The organism is Neoaquamicrobium sediminum (assembly GCF_013240295.1).
Lineage (GTDB): Bacteria > Pseudomonadota > Alphaproteobacteria > Rhizobiales > Rhizobiaceae > Aerobium > Aerobium sediminum.
In genome coordinates this window covers 175,621-193,837 of record NZ_JABETK010000005.1, presented here as the reverse complement: position 1 = coordinate 193,837, position 18,217 = coordinate 175,621, and the positions used below count along the sequence as shown (strand labels likewise).

Below are 18,217 nucleotides of genomic sequence, written 5' to 3'. Positions count from 1 at the left end.
CCCTAGCGAGAATATCGCTATGGGCGGGCATGCAGAGGAAATCGAAATGGTCGCCCGGCCCAGGGGTTAGAATTCTGGGTGTCGCGCTCACTGATGATGACAGATGGGTTGTTTCCGCCGCCGGATCCACGATCGGCATTTGCCCCGATTGTGGTCGGCGAAGTCGAAGTAGGCACGGCTGCTCCAACCGCAGCCTCCAGGATCTGCCAGTCCAGGGCAAGTCCGTGACGGTGAAGCTCCTGCTGAGCCGCTGGCGATGCGCAAATCGGAAATGTGAGCGCCGAACATTTACCGACCGTCTGCCGTCGGTCGCTGTTCCTTATGCGCGCCGGACAACGAGGGTCGTTGAGATTGTCGGCCTGCTTGGCCACAGCGCTGGTGGCCGTCCTGGCGAGCGGTTGATGCAGCGACTCGGCATGCCGGTCAGCGACGACACCATCCTGCGGCAGTTGAAGCGGGATGCCGCGGGTGCTCAACGCAATTCCGAGATACGAGTGGTCGGTATCGATGACTGGAGTTGGCGGCGGGCGACGAGCTACGGAACCATCATGGTCGATCTTGAGCGCCGCTCGGTGATCGACATACTGGACGACCGCAGTGTCGATAGTGCCGCCAAGTGGCTTCGGGTCATCCTTCGATCGAGACCGTCAGCCGCGACCGCTGCGGCCTGTATGCGCAGGCCGTCCGTGAAGGCGCACCGCAGGCCCAGCAGGTCGCCGATCGGTTTCATCTGATCCAGAACCTTCGCTCGGCCATCGAAGAACAGATGAGCCTTTCTGGGCGTGCCACCGGCAGGGCCATTCTTTCGGAGGACGCAATTGTTGATGCTGCGACACATCGCCGGCGCGCGCGCCTCGCACATCGGCAATCTCGTCAAGAGATATTCGAAATGCTCCACGCCTTGCGCCACGAAGGGCTTTCGTACAGCGAGATCGCCCGTCGGACCGGATATGAACGTCGCAGTGTAGCGAATTGGCTCAAGTTCAAGGCTCCGCCAGACAGGCGGCGAGCAGCACTGAACCCCACTTCGCCATGGTATTTCGAAGCCTTCCTTGCCCAATGTTGGAAGGACGGGAACCGTTGCGGACGGCATCTGTTTCATGACGTCAAGCAGCGGGGTTATACCGGAAGTTTCTCCAATCTGGAGCGCCTGCTGGGAGCCTGGCGACGGGCCGAAAGAGAGCGCGGCGATGATGTTTCTTCCATGGCGCTCAACTCGGAACCCGTTCGAGATCCGGATACCGGCCACGCGATTTCGCCAATTGTTGCCGCGGCGCTGTGCATAAAGCCAAGAGGCCTGCTGACGCCTCGACAGGCAAGGAAGGTCGATGCCCTGAAGCAGGGATCTGAGGCTTTCGCCGAGATGCGACGCTTGGCGATGCGATTCAACGGCATCCTTCGCGGCAAGAGATCGGCACCACTGGATGCGTGGATCGACGATGCGATCGAGTCCGATCTCATTCCGATCATGCGGTTCGCCCGTGTCCTGCGCAGAGACATCGATGCCGTAAACAACGCCATCGAGCTGCCCTGGAGCAACGGACAGGCCGAAGGTCAGATCAACCGCCTCAAGACACTCAAGCGCGCAATGTACGGCAGGGCAGGTCCTGAACTGCTGAGGGCACGAATGCTGCCACCGCTCCACACAAAGTGAGGAAGAACCTAATTAAGTGCCACGCGACACCAGACCTTCAACACAGTCTGATTGGGTTCGACATTCGTATCCAGTGGTGCCGAAGTAAGAAGAACAGCAGTCAATCAGCGAAGCAGCGATCCGATCACCTCGAGTGAAGCAACCGACCAAAGTTTGCGGGAGACGCGAGTCCACCCATCGCCATCGAGGGCGCCACCATACTGTGCTAGAGTACGCGCTTTTTTTTCGATCTCGTCGCGCGTCAAGGTGTTACCGGGGTCTCCTTTCGGCTCGTCGACACGGGCTGTCAAAACCGTCCCGCCTCGTATCGTTACCGATACTTTCCCCATCCAGGTGGCCGGGTAGTTCTGCTCCACTTCCGGGTCGAAGATCATGTCGACCCTTCGCATGAGCTCTCGGACCGCTTCATCCTCCAGGACCGTATCGAATTCGTCCAACCCGGCGCGCCGATGCACGGCAATGAGCCCCAGCGTAGCAGGCATCGAGAATTTCGCCTGATGCACAGTGGCGGGCCGCACGACCGACCCCAGCACGTCGATTGCCGCCTGGTGAACGTGAGCGGTGACATGCTGAATATCATCGGCGCGCAGATCGTGCTCATGCAGAATTTTTAGCAAAGCGTCGGCGGCAGGGTGCGTGTGGCGGCATGACGCATGAAACTTAAAGGAGGTCTCGGCGAGCGCCCATCTCACACCAAGACCAGCTGTGATTTTTGCGGGGTCGCAGTTTCGTGACATTCCTGCGCCCATGCCTTGTTCCCCCTCCAAGATGCGACGTGCGCCGGTAAACCCCCGTGCTGCGAGACTTGCTGCAGTCATCCCGTTGGCTGCAGCCTTCCCGGTGTGGAGCTGCTTGGAGTCGGCGGCGTCTCTGAGAAACTCCCATACACCCGCGGCCTGGGTTCCGGCCGAGCCGAAAGCATTGAGCATCTGCTCAGAGCCCAACCCAAGCAGCCGGCCAGCAGCAGCGGCCGCAGCGAGAGTGCCCGCGGTTCCCGTGGTGTGAAAGATCTTGTAGTGCGGAAGGCCCAGATATTCGCCGGCGCGAATGCCTGTCTCATAGCCGGCGACGCATGCCGTCAGGAAGTCGCGGCCACTTGCGCCGATATTCTGGGCCACGGCCAGTGCGGCGGGAAACACCACCGCCCCCGGATGGAACACTGAACCATTGTGCACATCGTCCTGCTCAGAGACGTGCGAAGCGGCAGCGTTAACCATCGCGGCGAATAGCGGTGAGGTCATGCGGCCCGAGATGAGCACTTCTGACCGGCCATGGTTGGGGCCCATTTCCTTGGCGAAATCGTCAACCGCAAGGATCGCCCGATGGCGTGCGCCTGAAAGCGCCGATCCGGCCCAATCGACAAAGAGGTCTACGCACCGTTCGACGGCATGTTCGGGAATATCCCGTATGGACAGCGCTGACGCGAATTCAGCCAGTTCGGCAGTGCCATGTTCGCCAGAACGCTTCCGGCTCGTCTCCGTTCCGCTCAACATCTTCTCCCGTGAATTCGATCGTTCGTTAAAGCGATCAGGACTGATATGTGCCTTGCATTGTTCTCAGTCCGTCGGCTGTCTCGCACCACACCGTGCCTTCGGTCGGCGTCCCCTGTTGGCACAGCATCAACATCTTGCCGCTATAGCATGGCGCCAAGCCCCGATAGCTGAAAACTGCCGGTATGCGGCCACATGCCTTCGCGGCCAGATTGATGAGTAATGTAGCCTGCAGCGGCCCATGAACAACCAGGTCTGGATAGCCCTCGATTTCGCAGGCATAGGGACGGTCGTAGTGGATACGATGGCCGTTGAACGTCATTGCTGAATAGCGGAACAGCAAAACGGGATCGGGCGTCAGGACCTCCTGCACGCGCTTCGCCGCCTCGGGCGGAACAGCGGGCGCGGGCCCGGGCACCGTGCTTGCCCGATAAACAATGTTCTGGGTCTCGACAACCGCGGTTTCGCCGTCAGCGACATATTTGTGCTTGACCGCAACCAACACCAGCGGGCCACTGCGCCCGTGTTTCAGCGTCACATCGGCGATGACCGACCGGCGCTTGACGGTTCCCAGCGCAGGCAGCGGCCTCAGATGCCGCAACTCGCCGCCGGCCCACATGCGCGAAGGCAGAGGCACAGGAGGCATAAAGCCGCCCCGGGCCGGGTGTCCGTCCGCTCCAAGCGTCTCGAGATCGGCCGGAGGCAGTGTGAGGCACCAGTGGAGGCCCACTGGTGCGTGCCCTGCCTCGGCGGGCGCGAGCCACCGGCCCAAGGTCGCGCGGTACCGTGCCAGCAGTACGTCGCTAATGGTTTCCGAAGCGCTCTCCTCAGTGCCGATCCAGCCTCGCAGATGATCGATGTCGACTTCGGTTGTCATCCGCGCTCTTCCCGTTCCAGATTGCCGCGCCAGCACGAGGCGCCTCAAAACGACCTTGGCATGCCGAGGATGTGTTCCGCGACATAGGACAGGATCAGGTTGGTCGATATCGGCGCCACCTGGTCCAGACGGGTTTCGCGAAACTTGCGTTCCACATCGTACTCCCGGGCGAACCCGAACCCGCCATGGGTCTGGATGCATGCATTAGCCGCCTCCCAGGACGCATCGGCGGCAAGCAGCTTGGCCATATTGGCCTGCGCCCCGCAATCGCCGCCGGAATCGAAGCGGCGGCAGGCTTCGAAACGCATCAGATTGGCTGCCTCGAGGTTGACGAAAGCCTTGGCAATTGGGAACTGCACTCCCTGGTTCTGGCCGATGGGCCGGTCGAACACGATCCGCTCCCCCGCATAGGCGCGGGCTTTATTAATGAACCAGTAGCCGTCGCCGATACATTCCGCAGCGATCAGGGCGCGCTCAGCATTCAAGCCATCCAGGATATGATAAAAGCCGCGCCCTTCCTCACCGATCAGGTTCTCTTCTGGGATCTCGAGCTCATCGAAGAAAACCTCGTAGGTTTCGTGCCCCGGCATGTTCGCGATCGGGCTTACTCTCATGCCATTGCCAATCGCCTTTTTCAGATCGACCATGAAGATCGACAGGCCCTGCGCCTTGCGCTTGACCTCATTGATCGGCGTCGTGCGCGCCAGCAGGATCATTAGGTCGGAATGCCGGATTCGGCTGATCCAGACCTTCTGACCGTTGACCACATAGCGGTCGCCCGTCTTGACCGCGGTGGTCTTGAGCTTGGTAGTATCGGTGCCGGTGGTGGGTTCGGTCACGGCCATTGATTGCAGCCGCAGTTCGCCGCTGGCGATGCCGGGCAGGTATTTCCGCTTCTGCTCCTCCGATCCGTGCCGCAGGAGCGTGCCCATGTTGTACATCTGCCCGTGGCAATGGCCGGCATTGCCGCCCGAGCGGTTGATCTCCTCCATGATGATCGAGGCCTCGGTTAGCCCTAGCCCCGAGCCGCCATATTCCTCGGGGATCATCGCGGCAAGCCAGCCCGCGCGGGTCAGCGCCTCAACGAACTCTTCGGGGTAGGTCTCATCCGCACCATGCTGGCGGTGGTATTCGGGTGGGAATTGCGCGCAGAGCGCGCGCAGTGCCGCGCGCAGATCGTCATGGGCTTCGGGGGCAGAGGTCTGCATCCGTCACCTCGCCCTGTGCGCGCCAGGGCCGCTGGTCTCGAGGATCTCCTCTTCGGCGCGCTGCCATATTTCGTAGGAAATCGGATTTTCGCTCTCCTCGAGGATATGGCCCACCAGCCCGATCGCGCGCGCCATCACCCCGAAGCCACGCACGATCTTCCATGGGAAGCCGAACTCGCAGCAGATAGCGCCGATTGCGCCGGTGGCGTTGATCGGCAGCATCTTGCCTGATTTATCTTCGGCCACGGCCTGAATTTTCTGGATCAGCGCGACATACTCGCCGGACTTGCCGTTCTCGGCCGCAATCTGGAAAAGCCGCGGCGCGCGGGGATCGACCGGCTTGTGCACCGGATGGCCCAGCCCAGGAACGATCGCCCTGCGGGCGCGGAATTTTTCAACCGTTTCAGCGGCGACAGCATCCAGATCTGCGCCGGTGCCCAGCTTGTCCTGCGGCAGCGCCTCGTACAGCATCTTTGAGGCGCCTTCCATCGAGCCGACGAACACCGTGCCCAACCCGCAGAGCCCCGCCGCGACTGCGGCCTGAAGCGATTCCGGCGCGCCCATATAGGTCATGCGCGCGGCCAGGGCGGACGGCGTGATACCATGTTCGACCAGCGTGATGACGATGGCGTTGAACACGCGGCTTTCCTCGGGCATGGCCTTGCGGCCCGTCAACTGCAGAAACGCCAGATCGCCGAGGTTCATGTGGCCCAGGATCTCGTTCGGCAGGTCGAGACCGCGCACGCAAATCTTGTCGGGTGTGCTCCAGGCGATATTCGAAGCAATCTTCTGCTTGCGCTTGCTCATCAAACCGGATCCCAGGAAAAGACGTCCGCTGAAACTTCGAGCGGCGTGAAATGCGACTTGAGCGCGGGAATGGCATGCTCGGCGATCGTTTCGGCGGTCCAGCCGTCGCCGGAATGCACCGAACGCACCGGTCGCGGCTGGCTCATCAGGAAGATCTCGTTCATCCGAACGGCAAAGATCTGGCCCGAGATATCTGCGGCCTGATCGCTCATCAGATAGCAGGCCATCGGCGCGACCTTGGCGGGCGTCATCTTCTTGATCTTCTCGACCCGCGCCTCCTGTTCCGGCGTGTCGGTCTTGATCGAGGAAATCATCCGGCTCCAGGCGAAGGGCGCGATGCAGTTGGACCGCACGTTCCAGCGTTTGAGGTCGAGCGCGACGGATCTCGAAAAGGCCGCAATGCCCAGTTTGGCCGCCGAATAGTTCACCTGGGCGTAATTGCCAATCAGGCCCGAGGTCGAGGTCATGTGCACCAGCGCGCCGCCTTCCTGCTCGCGGAAATAATCAGTCGCGGCGCGCGAGGTATTGAAGGCGCCGTAGAGGTGTACTTTCACCACCGCATCGAAGTCCTCGTGGCTCATCTTGTGAAAGAAGCCGTCGCGCAGGATTCCGGCATTGTTCACGACTGCGTCGATGCGGCCGAATTCCTTCACGGCGGCCTCGACCATGGCCCGGGCCGCGTCCGGGTCGGTTACGCTGCCGCCATCGGCGATGGCGTCGCCACCGGCGGCCTTGATCTCGTCCACCACCGTTTGCGCAGCAGTGAGAGTGTGGCCAGTACCCTTCAGTGACGCGCCCAAATCGTTGACTACGACCGCCGCTCCCTCGGCTGCCGCCATCAGCGCGATCTCGCGGCCGATCCCGCCGCCCGCGCCAGTGACCAGCACGACCTTTCCGTCCAGCGTTTTTCCCATATCAATCTCCTCATTTCGCCTTGCGAAACTTGTCGAGTCCGCCGGAATGCATCACCCGGCCCATCAGGGGCGCGCCGATGATCTCTTCGGCCTTGACCGCGGCGGCGATCAGCTTGTCCAGGTCGATGCCCGTCTCGATGCCCAGCTCGTGGCACAGAAAAACCGCGTCCTCGGTGCAGACATTGCCCGCGGCGCGGGCGTTGCCGTGGCCGGCGAAGGGGCAGCCGCCAAGGCCGGCGACCGAGCTTTCGAACATGTCCACCCCCATTGACAACGCCGCATGGATGTTGGCGATGCCCAGCCCGCGCGTGTCGTGAAGATGCATTCCGATGCGCGCCCCGGGCGCAAGCTCGCGCAGGGCGCCGACCATGCGCTTGACCGCCTCGGGGTTGCCCCAGCCCATCGTGTCGGCGATCACGAGAATCGGTACGGGGATCTGCTCTTCCTCGCAAAGGCGTAGGACGAAACGGAAGTCCTCCAGCACCCGCTCCTGCGGGATGGGACCTTCGAGATTGCAGCCGAACGCGGTCATCACATAGGCCGCATCGACGGTGTAGCCCGCTTCCTTGTAGAGCCGCACCCACTCGCGTTGCCGCTCGCGCATCTCCGCTGAGGAGCAGTTGTTGTTTGCCTGTGCGAAAGCCTCAGACGGATAGAACAAAAGACGCGGGTCGATATCGACTTCATGCGCGGTCAACGCCTTGCGGAACCCCTTCTCGTTCAGCCAAAGCGAGGTGTATTTCACACCGGGCTTGCGCTTGATGTGCTGAAACAGCTCGCCCGTGTCGGCCATCTGCGGCACGTATCTGGGGCTGACGAAGCTACCCACCTGGATGCGCTTCAGCCCGGTATCGCTGAGCATGTCGATCAGCTCGATCCGCTGTTCGATCGGGTAGGTCTTGCTTTCGATCTGAAAGCCCTCGCGCGGGCCTTCTTCACGAAACTCTACGAACTTGGGAAAGTCGGTCATGCCTGTTCCTTTTCGGGTGGTATGATCTCGGCGATCGTCTGGCCGCGATCCACCATCATGCCTTTGGAGGCCGCAATATTCGCGGCGATGCCGGAGGCAGATGCCTTGATGGAGATCTCGAGCTTCATTGACTCCAGGACCGCTACGACATCGCCTTCCGCTACCGCATCGCCCTCGGACACTTTGACGTCGACGATCATTCCGGTTAGCGGCGAGGCAACGGTCCGTTCGGCAGCGCTTTCGCCAGCGGCCGAGGCCAAGGGTGGTGCCGGGCGGAAGACAAGCCGGCCCGGCCCGGCGTCGATCTCGATCACCCCGGCATGAAGGCGCGCGGTTGCCACGTCTACCGTCTCGCCCTGCGCCACGCGCCACCGGCCCGGCGCGATCTCACGGCAGGAGAAAGTGAGGGCGGCACCATCACTGCCATAGACCGTGTAGGTGTCGCCGGAGCGTACCGGGCCCACGCAGAGCTCCTCGACGCTTCCCGCTGCGTCGGTCAGCATCACGCGCTGGCCCGCCTCCATCGCGTCGCCGCCAAGGCCGAGCCGCCAGTTGGTGAAGAGGTCGCGGTTCGACCACGGTTCGGCGGCGTCGTCTGATCGCCCGCGGGTGACGAAGAGTACGGCTGCCATGGCCTTCCAGAGCCGGATGCCCGGCACTTTCGCCGCCGCAGTCAGATCGTCCAGCCGCTCGTCGATCCAGCGGGTATGGACGTTCATTTTCTCGAATTCGGCGTCGCGGGCGAGCGCGGCGAGGAAGGCGCGATTGGTCTCGACGCCTTCGACCGCGACATGATCCAGCGCCAGCGCGAGCCGCGCCAGCGCCGTCTCGCGGTCGGGCGCGTGGATGATCAGCTTGGCGATCATCGGATCGTAATAGGGGGTCACGGCATCGCCTGCCTCGACGCCGCTGTCGATGCGGAGACCATCGGGCAGGCTCAGCGTGGTCAGCGTGCCGGTGGAAGGAGCGAACTGCATCGCCGGGTCCTCGGCATAGAGCCGTGCCTCGATGGCGTGACCGTCAATCGTCAGATCGCCTTGCTTCAAGCCAAGCCCCGCACCCTCGGCAATACGCAGTTGCAGTGCCACGAGGTCGAGCCCGGTGATCGCCTCGGTCACGGGATGTTCCACCTGGATGCGCGGGTTCACCTCGAGGAAAAAGTATTCCTCGCCCGAGACCAGGAACTCCACCGTGCCGAGCCCGCGGTAGTCGAGCGTCTCCCCCAGCCGCACGGAGTCCTGGGCGATCCGTTCGAGCAGGTCGCGGGGCAGGCCCCAGGCGGGAGCTTCCTCGATCACCTTTTGGTGACGGCGCTGCAGCGTGCAGTCGCGCTCGAAAAGATGCACGACGAGACCCTTGCCATCGCCGGCGATCTGCACCTCCACATGGCGGGCCTCGGGCAGGAACCGTTCCAGCAGGAGACCTTCCGAGCCGAAGGTGGACTTCGCTTCGCGCAGCGCGCCCTCGATGTCGGCCATCAGGGTCTTTTCGTCTGCCACCAGCCGCTGTCCACGTCCGCCGCCGCCGCCCACAGCCTTGAGCAGCACGGGCAGGCCCATCCGGCGCACTTCGGCGGCGATTTGATCGGGATCGGACAGGGCGCCCGCGGCGCCGAGATCACCGGCAGGCCGGCCGCGATGGCGGCATCCTTGGCGCTGGCCTTGTCGCCGAACCGTTCCAGGGTTTCCGGCGTCGGTCCCATGAAGATCAGACCGGCGGCCTCGACCGCGCGGGCGAATTCGGGGTTCTCGGCGAGGAAACCGTAGCCGGGATGGACGGCGTCGGCCCCGGCGGCCTTCGCCGCGGCCAGCACGGCATCGATGCGCAGATAGCTTTCCGAGGCCGGCCCGCCGCCGATGCAGATCGAGTGGCCGATCTCGCGCACGTGGAGCGCGTTGACGTCGGCTTCGGAATGTACGGCGACAGGCCGGACGCCCCGTGTCCGCGCCGTGCGGGCGATCCGGCAGGCGATTTCGCCGCGGTTGGCGATGAGAACCGTCTTGATCTTCACTGTGGCCGCCTCACATCCTGAACACGCCGAAATGGGTTTCGACCTTTGGTCGCCGTGAGGTGATGTCGAGCAGCAGCGCCATGACGTCACGGGTCTCGCAGGGCTCGATCACACTGTCGACCCAGAGGTTCGAGGCGAAGTTGTAGGCGCCCTGGAAATCCTCGTATTCCTTGCGGATAGGCGCCTTGAAGGCCTCTTCCTCCTCTTTCGTCCAGGTCTTGCCCTCGCGCCCGTTGATCTGGGCGCGCACCTGGGCCAGCACGCTCGCGGCCTGTTCCGGCCCCATGATGGCCGCGCGGCCGGTTGGCCAGGCAAACATCGCGTCGGGCTGGAAGGGGCGGCCCAGCATGGCCAGATATCCGGCTCCGTACGAACCACCGGTGATGATGGTGAACTTCGGCACCCGCGCCGAGGACATGGCGGTGATCATCTTGGCGCCCGCCTTGGCGATTCCCATCTGCTCGACCTCGCGCCCCACCATAAAGCCGTTGACATCGGCCAGGAACAGCAGCGGGATGTCGCGCTGCACGCAGAGATTGATGAAATGCGTGGCCTTCAGCGCCGCTTCGACGAACAGCACGCCGGTATTGGCGAGGATCCCCACCTCGTGCCCGTGAATGCGGCCCCAGCCGGTCATCAAGGTGTCGCCGTAGAGCGGCTTGAACTCGTGGAAATCGCTGCCGTCGACCAGCCGAGCGACGATCTCGCGGTTCTCGGTGGGTACTTTTGGGTCCCGGCTGACGATGCCGTAGATCTCTTCTACCGCGTAGGCCGGGGCGCGCGGCGGCGCCGGTGTCTTGCGCGGGGAGGGCCTCTCGCCCAGGTGCTTGACGATCTCTCGCGTGATGGCGAGCGCGTGGGCGTCGTCCTCGGCGAGATGGTCGGTCACGCCCGAGACCGAGCAGTGCATCTTGCCGCCGCCGAGGGTCTCGTTGTCGACCTTCTCGCCAGTGGCGGCGAAGGTGAGTTCCGGCCCGCCGAGATACATGAAGCCCTGGCCGCGCACGATGACCACCTCGTCGCAAAGCGCCGGGATATAGGCGCCGCCGGCGGTGCAGGGGCCCATGACCACGGCGATCTGCGGCACGCCGTCGCCCGACATCCCGACCTGCTGGTGGAAGATCGAGCCGAACTGGCCTTCGTCGGGAAAGATGTTCTCCTGGTCAGGCAGAAACGCGCCGCCGGAATCGACCAGTGTGACGACCGGCAGGCGATTGGCCCAGGCGATCCGCTGGGCGCGCACGTGCTTACGGCAGGTCATGCCGAAATAGGTGCCGCCCTTAACAGTGGCGTCGTTGGCGATGATCATGCAGTGGCGGCCCTCAATCACGCCGATGCCAGTGATGATGCCCGCGCCGGGCGGCACGCCGTCGTACTTGTCGAGCCCGGCGAGTTCGCCAAGTTCGAGGAACGGCGTGCCCGGGTCGATCAGCCGCTCGACGCGCTCGCGCGGCAGGATCTTGCCCTTCTTCACGTGGCGCGCCCGTGCGCTTTCCGGCCCGCCGACACGCTGGCTGCGCCGCAGCGCGTGCAGCTCGGCCACCTTGGCGCGGTAATGCGCGGTGTTGGCCCGGAAATCTTCCGACCCGGTGTCGAGCAGGGATTTCAGCTTTGTCATGGCAGGTCGGGGTACTTTCTCAACACGAAGGCCACCTTGGCCGCGCCCGGCTTTTCGAAGGTGTCGGCATCGACGATCCGGACATCGGCCCTGAACACCAGGGCGTCGCGCAGGCGCTGCTCGATCTTCTTCTTCAGGTCCGCGTCACCGTCTCGGTCGCGGTCGGGGCCGCGTTCGACGATGATCTTCAGTGCTTCCTGCGTGGTGTGGCCCTCGAAATCGGCCACCACACGCATGACGCCGTTCGTTTGCGGCACCATCTCGTTGACGATGCTGTTGATCGCCGAGGGAAACACGTTGGCCCCGCGCACGATCAGCATGTCGTCGGTGCGCCCTGTGCAGCGGATCTTGGGACCCGTCCGGCCGCAGGCGCAGGTCGTGTCCAGGACCTCGATGAAATCGCCCGAGCGGAAGCGCACCAGCGGGCTCGCCCGGCGGCCGAGGGCGGTGTAGATCATCTCGCCACTGGCGCCCTCCGCCCAAGGGATGATCTTGCCGGTCTCGGGGTCGAGCAGTTCGGTCAAAACGTAGTCCATGTTGACCATGTGCATGCCCGACTGCTGGTCACACTCGGCCCAGTAGGTCACGCCCAGGTCGGTACCGCCTAGCATCTCGGTGCACTTGGCGCCCCACAGTTTTTCGATCTTGGCGCGGATCGCCGGAATGCCGCCGCCCGGCTCCCCGCCGACGACGACTCGTTCCACGCCCAGTCTGCTCACTGGTGCGCCCAGCACCTCTTCGGCCTTTTCGGCCAGGTGGATCACGAAATTCGGCGCCCCGACGACGCAGCGCGGGCGCGTGTCGGCGCAGGCGCGCAGGAGCCGGTCGGCGCCGCCGTCGGCTCCCACCGGCACGTCGATGGCGCCCATATATTGCAGGCCCTGCATCACCGGGATGCCGCCCACGAAGCCCTTGGCGAGCGAGAAGGCGTGCAGCACCATGTCGCCGGGCCGCACGCCGTTGGCGAAGAAGCAGCGCGCCGTCATCTCGTGCCACATCTCGGCATCGGATTCTGTCAACGCCACGTAGGAGGGGCTGCCGGTCGTCCCCGAGGACGCCTGCATCTGGATGATGTCTTCCATCGGCGCGGCGCGGTGGCGGCCGAAAGGCGGCTCGGCCGACAGGCTTTCGCGTATCTCGGTCTTGTAGGTGAAGGGCAGCCTCTGCAGATCCTCAATGGTGCGGATCTCATCGAAATCGACGCCGGCCGCAGCGAACTTGTCTTGGTAGAAGGGCGAGTTGGCCTTGAGATAGGCCATTTGCTCGACCAGCCGCTCCTCCTGGATGCGGCGCACCTCGTCGAGCGGCATGCCCTCGATCTCGTGCCAGAACCGGTCGTTGGCCTTCGCGCCGGCATCGGCCCGCCGGAAGCGCATTCCGTGTTGCATGCTTTCCTCCCTGGGCTTTCGCGATCAATACGACCGCGGCAGACCCATTACCTTCTCGCCAATAAAGCTGAGGCACAGTTCACGGTTCACCGGCGCGGTGCGTAGCAGGCGCACCAACGGATAAAGCTCGTACAGCCCGGTATCTTCCGTGAAACCCGACCCGCCATGGGCCTGAAGGGCGGCGTCCACGGCTTCGATCCCGGCCTCGGCGGCGGCATATTTCGCCATGTTCGACGAGGCACCGGCCGAAAGCTTGTTGTCGAATTCCCAGGCCGCACGGCGGGTCATCAGGCTCGCCATCTCCACGGCCGTGTGGGCCTTGGCCAGCGGATGCTGCACGCCCTGGTGCGCGCCGATCGGCTGACCAAAGACGTTGCGCTCGCAAGCATAGACCACTGCCTTCCGTAAGGCGAACCGGCCGATCCCGCAGCAAAGCGCCGCCAGGATGATGCGTTCGGGATTGAGCGAATCGAACAGGATCGAAAAGCCATCGTCCACCTCGCCCACGATATCCTCGGGACCGAGATCCACCTCGTCGAAGAACAGCGTCCATTGTTCTTCCGGCAGTGGGATCGAGACCTTCACCCGCTGCATTTCTACGCCCTTCTTCTTCAGGTCCACGGCGAACAGCGTGAAGCCGTCGGTCTTGCGGGAGACCTCGGTGTGAGGCTTGGTGCGCGCCACCACAAGGCAGTAGTCGGAGACGTCAGCGCCGGTGATGAAGGTCTTTTCCCCTGTTAGCGCAAAACGGTTGCCCTTGCTCCTGGCGAGCGTCGTGGCCTTGATCGTGTTGGACCCGGCGCCCGGCTCGGTGATCGCGAAGCAGAACTGGATCTCGCCCCGGCAGGCGGCCGGCAAGAGCTCTCTGCGGTGGAACTCGGTCCCGTGGCTGGCGATATGTGCCAGCGACATGGTCGGTCCGACCACCATCATCAGGAGCGGGATGCCGTGGTTCGCCGTGCCCTCCATGAACAGCGCCATCTCGGTCATACCGAGACCGGCGCCGCCATATTCCTCGGGCACCATGATGCCGAGAAAGCCGTCCTCGGCGATCTGCTGGAACATCTCTTTGGGAAAGGTGTGCCGGCGGGCGTGATCCAGCCAGTAGGCGTTGTCGAATTTCTGCGCGAGCTGGGCGCCGTAATCGTAGATCTGGCGCTGCTCATCGTTGAGCGTGAAGTCCATTCCCGCACCTCTTGTCAGGCTTTGAAGGCCGGCATGCGCCGGCTTTCGAATGCGTCCAGCCCTTCGGCCACGTCCTCGCTTCGTAGCGCACGCACGGCAGCGTCGCGCTCCAGCCGCATCTGCTGGTCGAGGCCCATATCGGCGCCTTCACGTGCCAGGCGCTTCATCTCGGCAATGCCGGGGCGTGAGCGGGTGCCGATGGTCACGCAGTAGTTCAACGCCGCCTGGCGCAGCTCTTCGTCCGGCACGACGTAGTTCACCAGTCCGGCCTCCTTCGCCTCGTCCGCCTTCAGCCAGCGGGCCGAGAACATCAGATCGAGCGCCTGGCGCAGGCCCATCAGCCGGGTCAGCCGCTGGCTGCCGCCCCAGCCGGGGATCAGCCCGAACTGCGCATGCTGGTCGCCGAACTGAGCGCTTTCGCGGCGAAACAGACATCGCAGGACAGCATCAGCTCAAGCCCGCCGGCCAGGCAAAGGCCCTGCACCGCGACGACCACGGGGAGACGGCTCTGTTCCAGCCTGCGAAGCCCTTCCATGCCAAAGGCGATGAAGTGGTCCAGCGTCTGCGAGTCCATTATCTTTGTTTTCACCTCGGTCAGGTCGGCGCCGGTGCAGAAGTGCTTTCCCTGTGCGCAGATCAGGATCGAGCGGATGTCGCGATCCGCCTCAAAACTTTCGCGGGCCCTGGAGATACACTCGTGGACCTCCAGCGACAGGCAGTTGAACTTGTCGGGGCGGGCGAGCTCGATAATGCCGACGCTGCCCTCGGCGCTGACATTGACGGGAACGCTCATTTCGCGCCTCCCTTGGCCTTCTTGTCGTATTGCAGCGCCATGCGGCCGACCTTCTCGCGCGCGATGACGAGCTTCTGGATTTGCGCGGTACCGTCGCCGATCTGCAGGCCCAGAACATCGTTGTAGCGCTGATGGTGAGGCAGGTCGGTGGTGTAGCCGTAGTGGCCATGCAGGATCAGGCACTGATGGATGATCTCGCACGCGGTTTTCGGCACGTACCACTTGCACATCGCCGCCTCCTTGGTGTGCGGCAGGCCACGGTCGCGCAGATCGAGCGTGTAGTAGCAAAGCTGTCGCATCATGGTAAGCTGCGTTTCGGCCTCGACCAGCGGGAAGCTGACCCCCTGATACTGCGCCAGCGGCGCACCGAAGGCTTCGCGTTCCTGCACATAGGTCCAGGTCTCGTCTACCGAGGCCCGCGCCGCGCCCAGACATTCCAGCCCGATCAGCGCTCGGGAATAGTCGAAGCCAGCCATGATCGTGCCGAAGGCACGGTCCTGCTCGGCCATCAGGCATTGGGAGGGGACGAAGACGTCGTCAAAGAAGACCGAACCGCGCCCCACGGGCTTGGTCCCGATGTCGTCGAAATGCGTGCGGTTGATGCCCTTTTCATTCAGGTCCACGAGGAACGCACTGACGCCCCGCGATCCGCCCTCGGGATCGCCGGTACGGGCAAAGACCACCGCCGCGTCGGCCTGCGCGGCAAAGCTCATCGACGTCTTCTCGCCGTTCAGCCGCCAGCCGTTGCCGGATTTGGCGGCCCTGAGTTGCAGGTTCGCCGCGTCCGATCCGCCGCGCGGCTCGGTCAATCCCAACCCTATCACCGCCTCACCCGCCGTGACGCGGGGCACCCATTCCTTGGCGATGTCGGGCAAGGCGTGTTTCGCGACCATGCCGCCCATCAGCGACCCCAGAAGCTGGATGTAGCTGACATTGAAATCGGCGCGCGCGATTTCCTCGACGATCAATCCGGCCGTGACGGAGCTCTCGCCCAACCCGCCGAACTCCTCGGGCAGATCGGCGCCGATCAGCCCAAGCGCCCCCATCTCCTTGATGAGCCCGCGATCCATCACGTGCTCGGTTGCCCGCTTCTGATAGCTCTCGGCCAGCTTTTCACGTGCGAAACGCTGTGCTGTCTCTCGAAAGGCCTGCTGGTCATCTGTCGGTTGAAACTGCACGTGATAGCCCTCCCGAGCCTGTGAATCTCACTTCCCAAAAAACCTAACAAACGTTAGAATGCTTGGCAAGATGCAATGGGAGGGAACGTGGATATGTCCGACAGGCGCTTCGAGAAATTGCTGTCCCCGATCCGGGCAGGCGTCCACGATCTGCGAAACCGGGTCATTATGGGCTCGATGCACACGCGGCTTGAAACCGAAACCAACGGTATCGAAAGACAGGTCGCGTTCTATCGTGAACGCGCGCACGGCGAAGCGGCAGTCATCGTGACTGGCGGTTTTGCGCCCAACGCCGAAGGCATGTTCGATCCGGAAGGTCCGCGGCTCGACGATCCGCAGCAGGCGCTGAGCCTCAAGCCGATTTGCGATGCAGTCCATCAGGAAGGCAGTCTGATTTGCGCGCAGATCTGCCACGCGGGGCGTTATGCCAAGTTTGAAGGTTGCGTGGCACCTTCGCCGATTCGGACGCCGATAAACCGCTATTCCCCGCGCGAGATGAGCGAGCAGGATATTCTGCACACCATTGAAGATTTCGCCCAGGCAGCGCTCAACGCGCAATCTGCCGGTTTCGATGGCGTCGAAATAATGGGCTCCGAAGGCTATCTCATTAATGAATTCACCGTGACCCACACCAACAAACGCGAGGACGAGTGGGGTGGCAGCGCCGACAACCGGCACCGCTTCGCGGTCGAAATCGTGCGCGCGGTGCGCGACCGCTGCGGACCGGATTTGCTGGTCATCTACCGTATTTCGGCGGCCGATCTGTCGAGGGCGGCGCGCCCGCCGAAGAGATCGCCGCGCTCGCCCGCAAGATCGAGGCCGCCGGCGCCGACATTCTGAACACCGGAATCGGCTGGCACGAGGCGCGCGTGCCAACGATCGCCTATCCGGTGCCGCGTGGCGCCTGGCGGAAGGCGGCGGCCAACGTGAAGGCGGCGGTGTCGATCCCGGTGGTGGCCTCGAACCGAATCAATACCCCCGAGGTCGCCGAGGACATCCTGGCCTCGGGAGATGCCGACATGGTCTCGATGGCGCGGCCCTTCCTCGCCGACCCTCATTTCGTGAAGAAGGTGCGCGAGGGTCGGGCCCATGAGATCAACACCTGCATCGCCTGCAATCAGGCATGTCTGGATTTCATCTTCTCGGACCGTCCGGCAAGCTGCCTTGTCAATCCGCGCGCCGGCCGCGAGATGGAATTCCGTGACACGCCGAGCGAGACCCCGAAGAAGGTGGCGATCGTCGGCGGCGGGGCGGCGGGTATGGCCACGGCGGCCGAGGCCGCGCGGCTTGGGCACGCGGTCACTCTTTTCGAGGCAGAGAACCGGCTGGGCGGGCAGCTCAACCTGGCACGTGCGGCCCCGGGCAAGCACGAGTTCGACGAAACGCTGCGCTATTACACTGCTCAGATGGACAGGCACGGCGTCACCCTGCGGCTGGGCTGTCGCGCCACTGCCGACGATCTTGCCGGGTTCGACCATGTGGTGATCGCCTCAGGAGTGACCCCTCGCATTCCGGACATTCCGGGCATAGATCATCCCAAGGTCGCCACCTATGCCGAGATCCTCTGCGGCGCACGGGAGGCGGGACAGACCGTGGCCATCATGGGCGCCGGCGGGATCGGCCATGACGTGGCCGAATTCCTTGTCACCCATCCGGCTGAGGCCAACGAGAACGCGGCCTTTTTCGACACGTGGGGTGTGGACGGACAATTCAGGAACGCCGGCGCGCTGGCGGGCGATCCACTGGCCGTGGTGCCTGCAAAGCGCAAAGTGGTGATGCTGCAGCGCAAGACGAGCAAGGTGGGACAGGGGCTTGGCATTTCGACCGGCTGGATCCTGCGCAACGCGTTACGCAAACACGGAGTCGAGACCTTAGCGGGCGTGGTCTACCAGCGTATCGACGATGGGGGCTCCACGTCCTTTCGAACGGCGAGACAAAAGTTATCGCCGCCGATACGATCGTTCTCTGTACGGGACAGGAACCCGTACGGACGCTGGTCGAGGCGCTTGCGGCCCGCGGCATTTCCGCCACGATGATCGGCGGTGCGGCCGAGGCGGCTGAACTCGATGCGCTGCGTGCGATCGATGAAGGAGTGCGCCTCGCCCAGTCTTTGTGAACAACCAG

The 18,217-nt window shown here is 63.6% G+C and carries 14 protein-coding genes and 2 pseudogenes; 3 read left to right on the top strand and 13 right to left on the bottom strand.

Annotated features, from left to right (window positions below; genetic code table 11):
* Positions 1 to 29: 29 nt before the first annotated feature.
* Positions 30 to 1,654 (top strand): annotated as a pseudogene (locus HK436_RS28570) (ISL3 family transposase).
* A 104-nt stretch (positions 1,655 to 1,758) separates the two neighbouring features.
* Here HK436_RS28570 and HK436_RS28565 read toward each other — a convergent pair.
* The 13 genes and pseudogenes from HK436_RS28565 to HK436_RS33305 all read right to left on the bottom strand — a co-directional run bounded on the left by HK436_RS28565 (position 1,759) and on the right by HK436_RS33305 (position 16,093).
* Positions 1,759 to 3,147, bottom strand: coding sequence for an MmgE/PrpD family protein (locus HK436_RS28565; protein ID WP_173194977.1), 1,389 nt, complete (start codon positions 3,145 to 3,147; stop codon positions 1,759 to 1,761).
* Between the two features lie 34 nt (positions 3,148 to 3,181).
* The gene (locus HK436_RS28560; RefSeq protein WP_173194976.1) at positions 3,182 to 4,021 is read right to left on the bottom strand and encodes an HTD2 family dehydratase; all 840 of its coding nucleotides are present in this window, start codon (positions 4,019 to 4,021) and stop codon (positions 3,182 to 3,184) included.
* Positions 4,022 to 4,065: 44 nt separating this feature from the next.
* Positions 4,066 to 5,229, bottom strand: coding sequence for an acyl-CoA dehydrogenase family protein (locus tag HK436_RS28555; protein ID WP_173194975.1), 1,164 nt, complete (start codon positions 5,227 to 5,229; stop codon positions 4,066 to 4,068).
* A gap of 3 nt (positions 5,230 to 5,232) precedes the next feature.
* A complete protein-coding gene (locus tag HK436_RS28550; RefSeq protein ID WP_173194974.1) occupies positions 5,233 to 6,036 on the bottom strand; it encodes a citryl-CoA lyase in 804 nt (267 codons plus the stop codon).
* Positions 6,036 to 6,950, bottom strand: a complete 915-nt coding sequence (locus tag HK436_RS28545) for an SDR family NAD(P)-dependent oxidoreductase (RefSeq protein WP_173194973.1) — start codon at positions 6,948 to 6,950, stop codon at positions 6,036 to 6,038. Before HK436_RS28545 ends, HK436_RS28550 begins: the two co-directional genes overlap by 1 nt.
* Before the next feature lie 10 nt (positions 6,951 to 6,960).
* A complete protein-coding gene (locus HK436_RS28540; RefSeq protein WP_173194972.1) occupies positions 6,961 to 7,920 on the bottom strand; it encodes a hydroxymethylglutaryl-CoA lyase in 960 nt (319 codons plus the stop codon).
* On the bottom strand, positions 7,917 to 9,479 hold the full coding sequence (locus HK436_RS28535; protein ID WP_244649509.1) for an ATP-binding protein: 1,563 nt from the start codon (positions 9,477 to 9,479) through the stop codon (positions 7,917 to 7,919). The genes HK436_RS28540 and HK436_RS28535 overlap by 4 nt, the downstream gene beginning before the upstream one ends.
* A complete protein-coding gene (locus HK436_RS30820) occupies positions 9,398 to 9,931 on the bottom strand; it encodes a biotin carboxylase N-terminal domain-containing protein (RefSeq protein ID WP_206680643.1) in 534 nt (177 codons plus the stop codon). Before HK436_RS30820 ends, HK436_RS28535 begins: the two co-directional genes overlap by 82 nt.
* A 10-nt stretch (positions 9,932 to 9,941) precedes the next feature.
* Positions 9,942 to 11,549, bottom strand: a complete 1,608-nt coding sequence (locus HK436_RS28530) for an acyl-CoA carboxylase subunit beta (RefSeq protein ID WP_173194971.1) — start codon at positions 11,547 to 11,549, stop codon at positions 9,942 to 9,944.
* Entirely contained in the window at positions 11,546 to 12,859 is a 1,314-nt protein-coding gene (locus tag HK436_RS28525) for a phenylacetate--CoA ligase family protein (protein WP_206680642.1), read from the bottom strand. The genes HK436_RS28530 and HK436_RS28525 overlap by 4 nt, the downstream gene beginning before the upstream one ends.
* Positions 12,860 to 12,961: 102 nt before the next feature.
* Positions 12,962 to 14,122 (bottom strand): acyl-CoA dehydrogenase family protein, encoded by a 1,161-nt coding sequence (locus tag HK436_RS28520; RefSeq protein ID WP_173194969.1) that lies wholly within the window; start codon positions 14,120 to 14,122, stop codon positions 12,962 to 12,964.
* Positions 14,123 to 14,136: 14 nt separating this feature from the next.
* Positions 14,137 to 14,915 (bottom strand): annotated as a pseudogene (locus HK436_RS32040) (enoyl-CoA hydratase/isomerase family protein).
* Positions 14,912 to 16,093 carry an acyl-CoA dehydrogenase family protein gene (locus HK436_RS33305; RefSeq protein ID WP_173194968.1) on the bottom strand — a complete coding sequence of 394 codons (1,182 nt, stop codon included), beginning with the start codon at positions 16,091 to 16,093 and terminating at the stop codon, positions 14,912 to 14,914. Before HK436_RS33305 ends, HK436_RS32040 begins: the two are co-directional and overlap by 4 nt.
* 93 nt (positions 16,094 to 16,186) lie before the next feature.
* Between HK436_RS33305 and HK436_RS32665 the strand changes: the two genes are divergently transcribed.
* A complete protein-coding gene (locus tag HK436_RS32665; protein ID WP_280515887.1) occupies positions 16,187 to 16,933 on the top strand; it encodes an oxidoreductase in 747 nt (248 codons plus the stop codon).
* Positions 16,885 to 18,129: an FAD-dependent oxidoreductase gene (locus HK436_RS32660; RefSeq protein WP_312860799.1), complete on the top strand. Its 1,245-nt coding sequence runs from the start codon at positions 16,885 to 16,887 to the stop codon at positions 18,127 to 18,129. Before HK436_RS32665 ends, HK436_RS32660 begins: the two co-directional genes overlap by 49 nt.
* Positions 18,130 to 18,217: the final 88 nt, after the last annotated feature.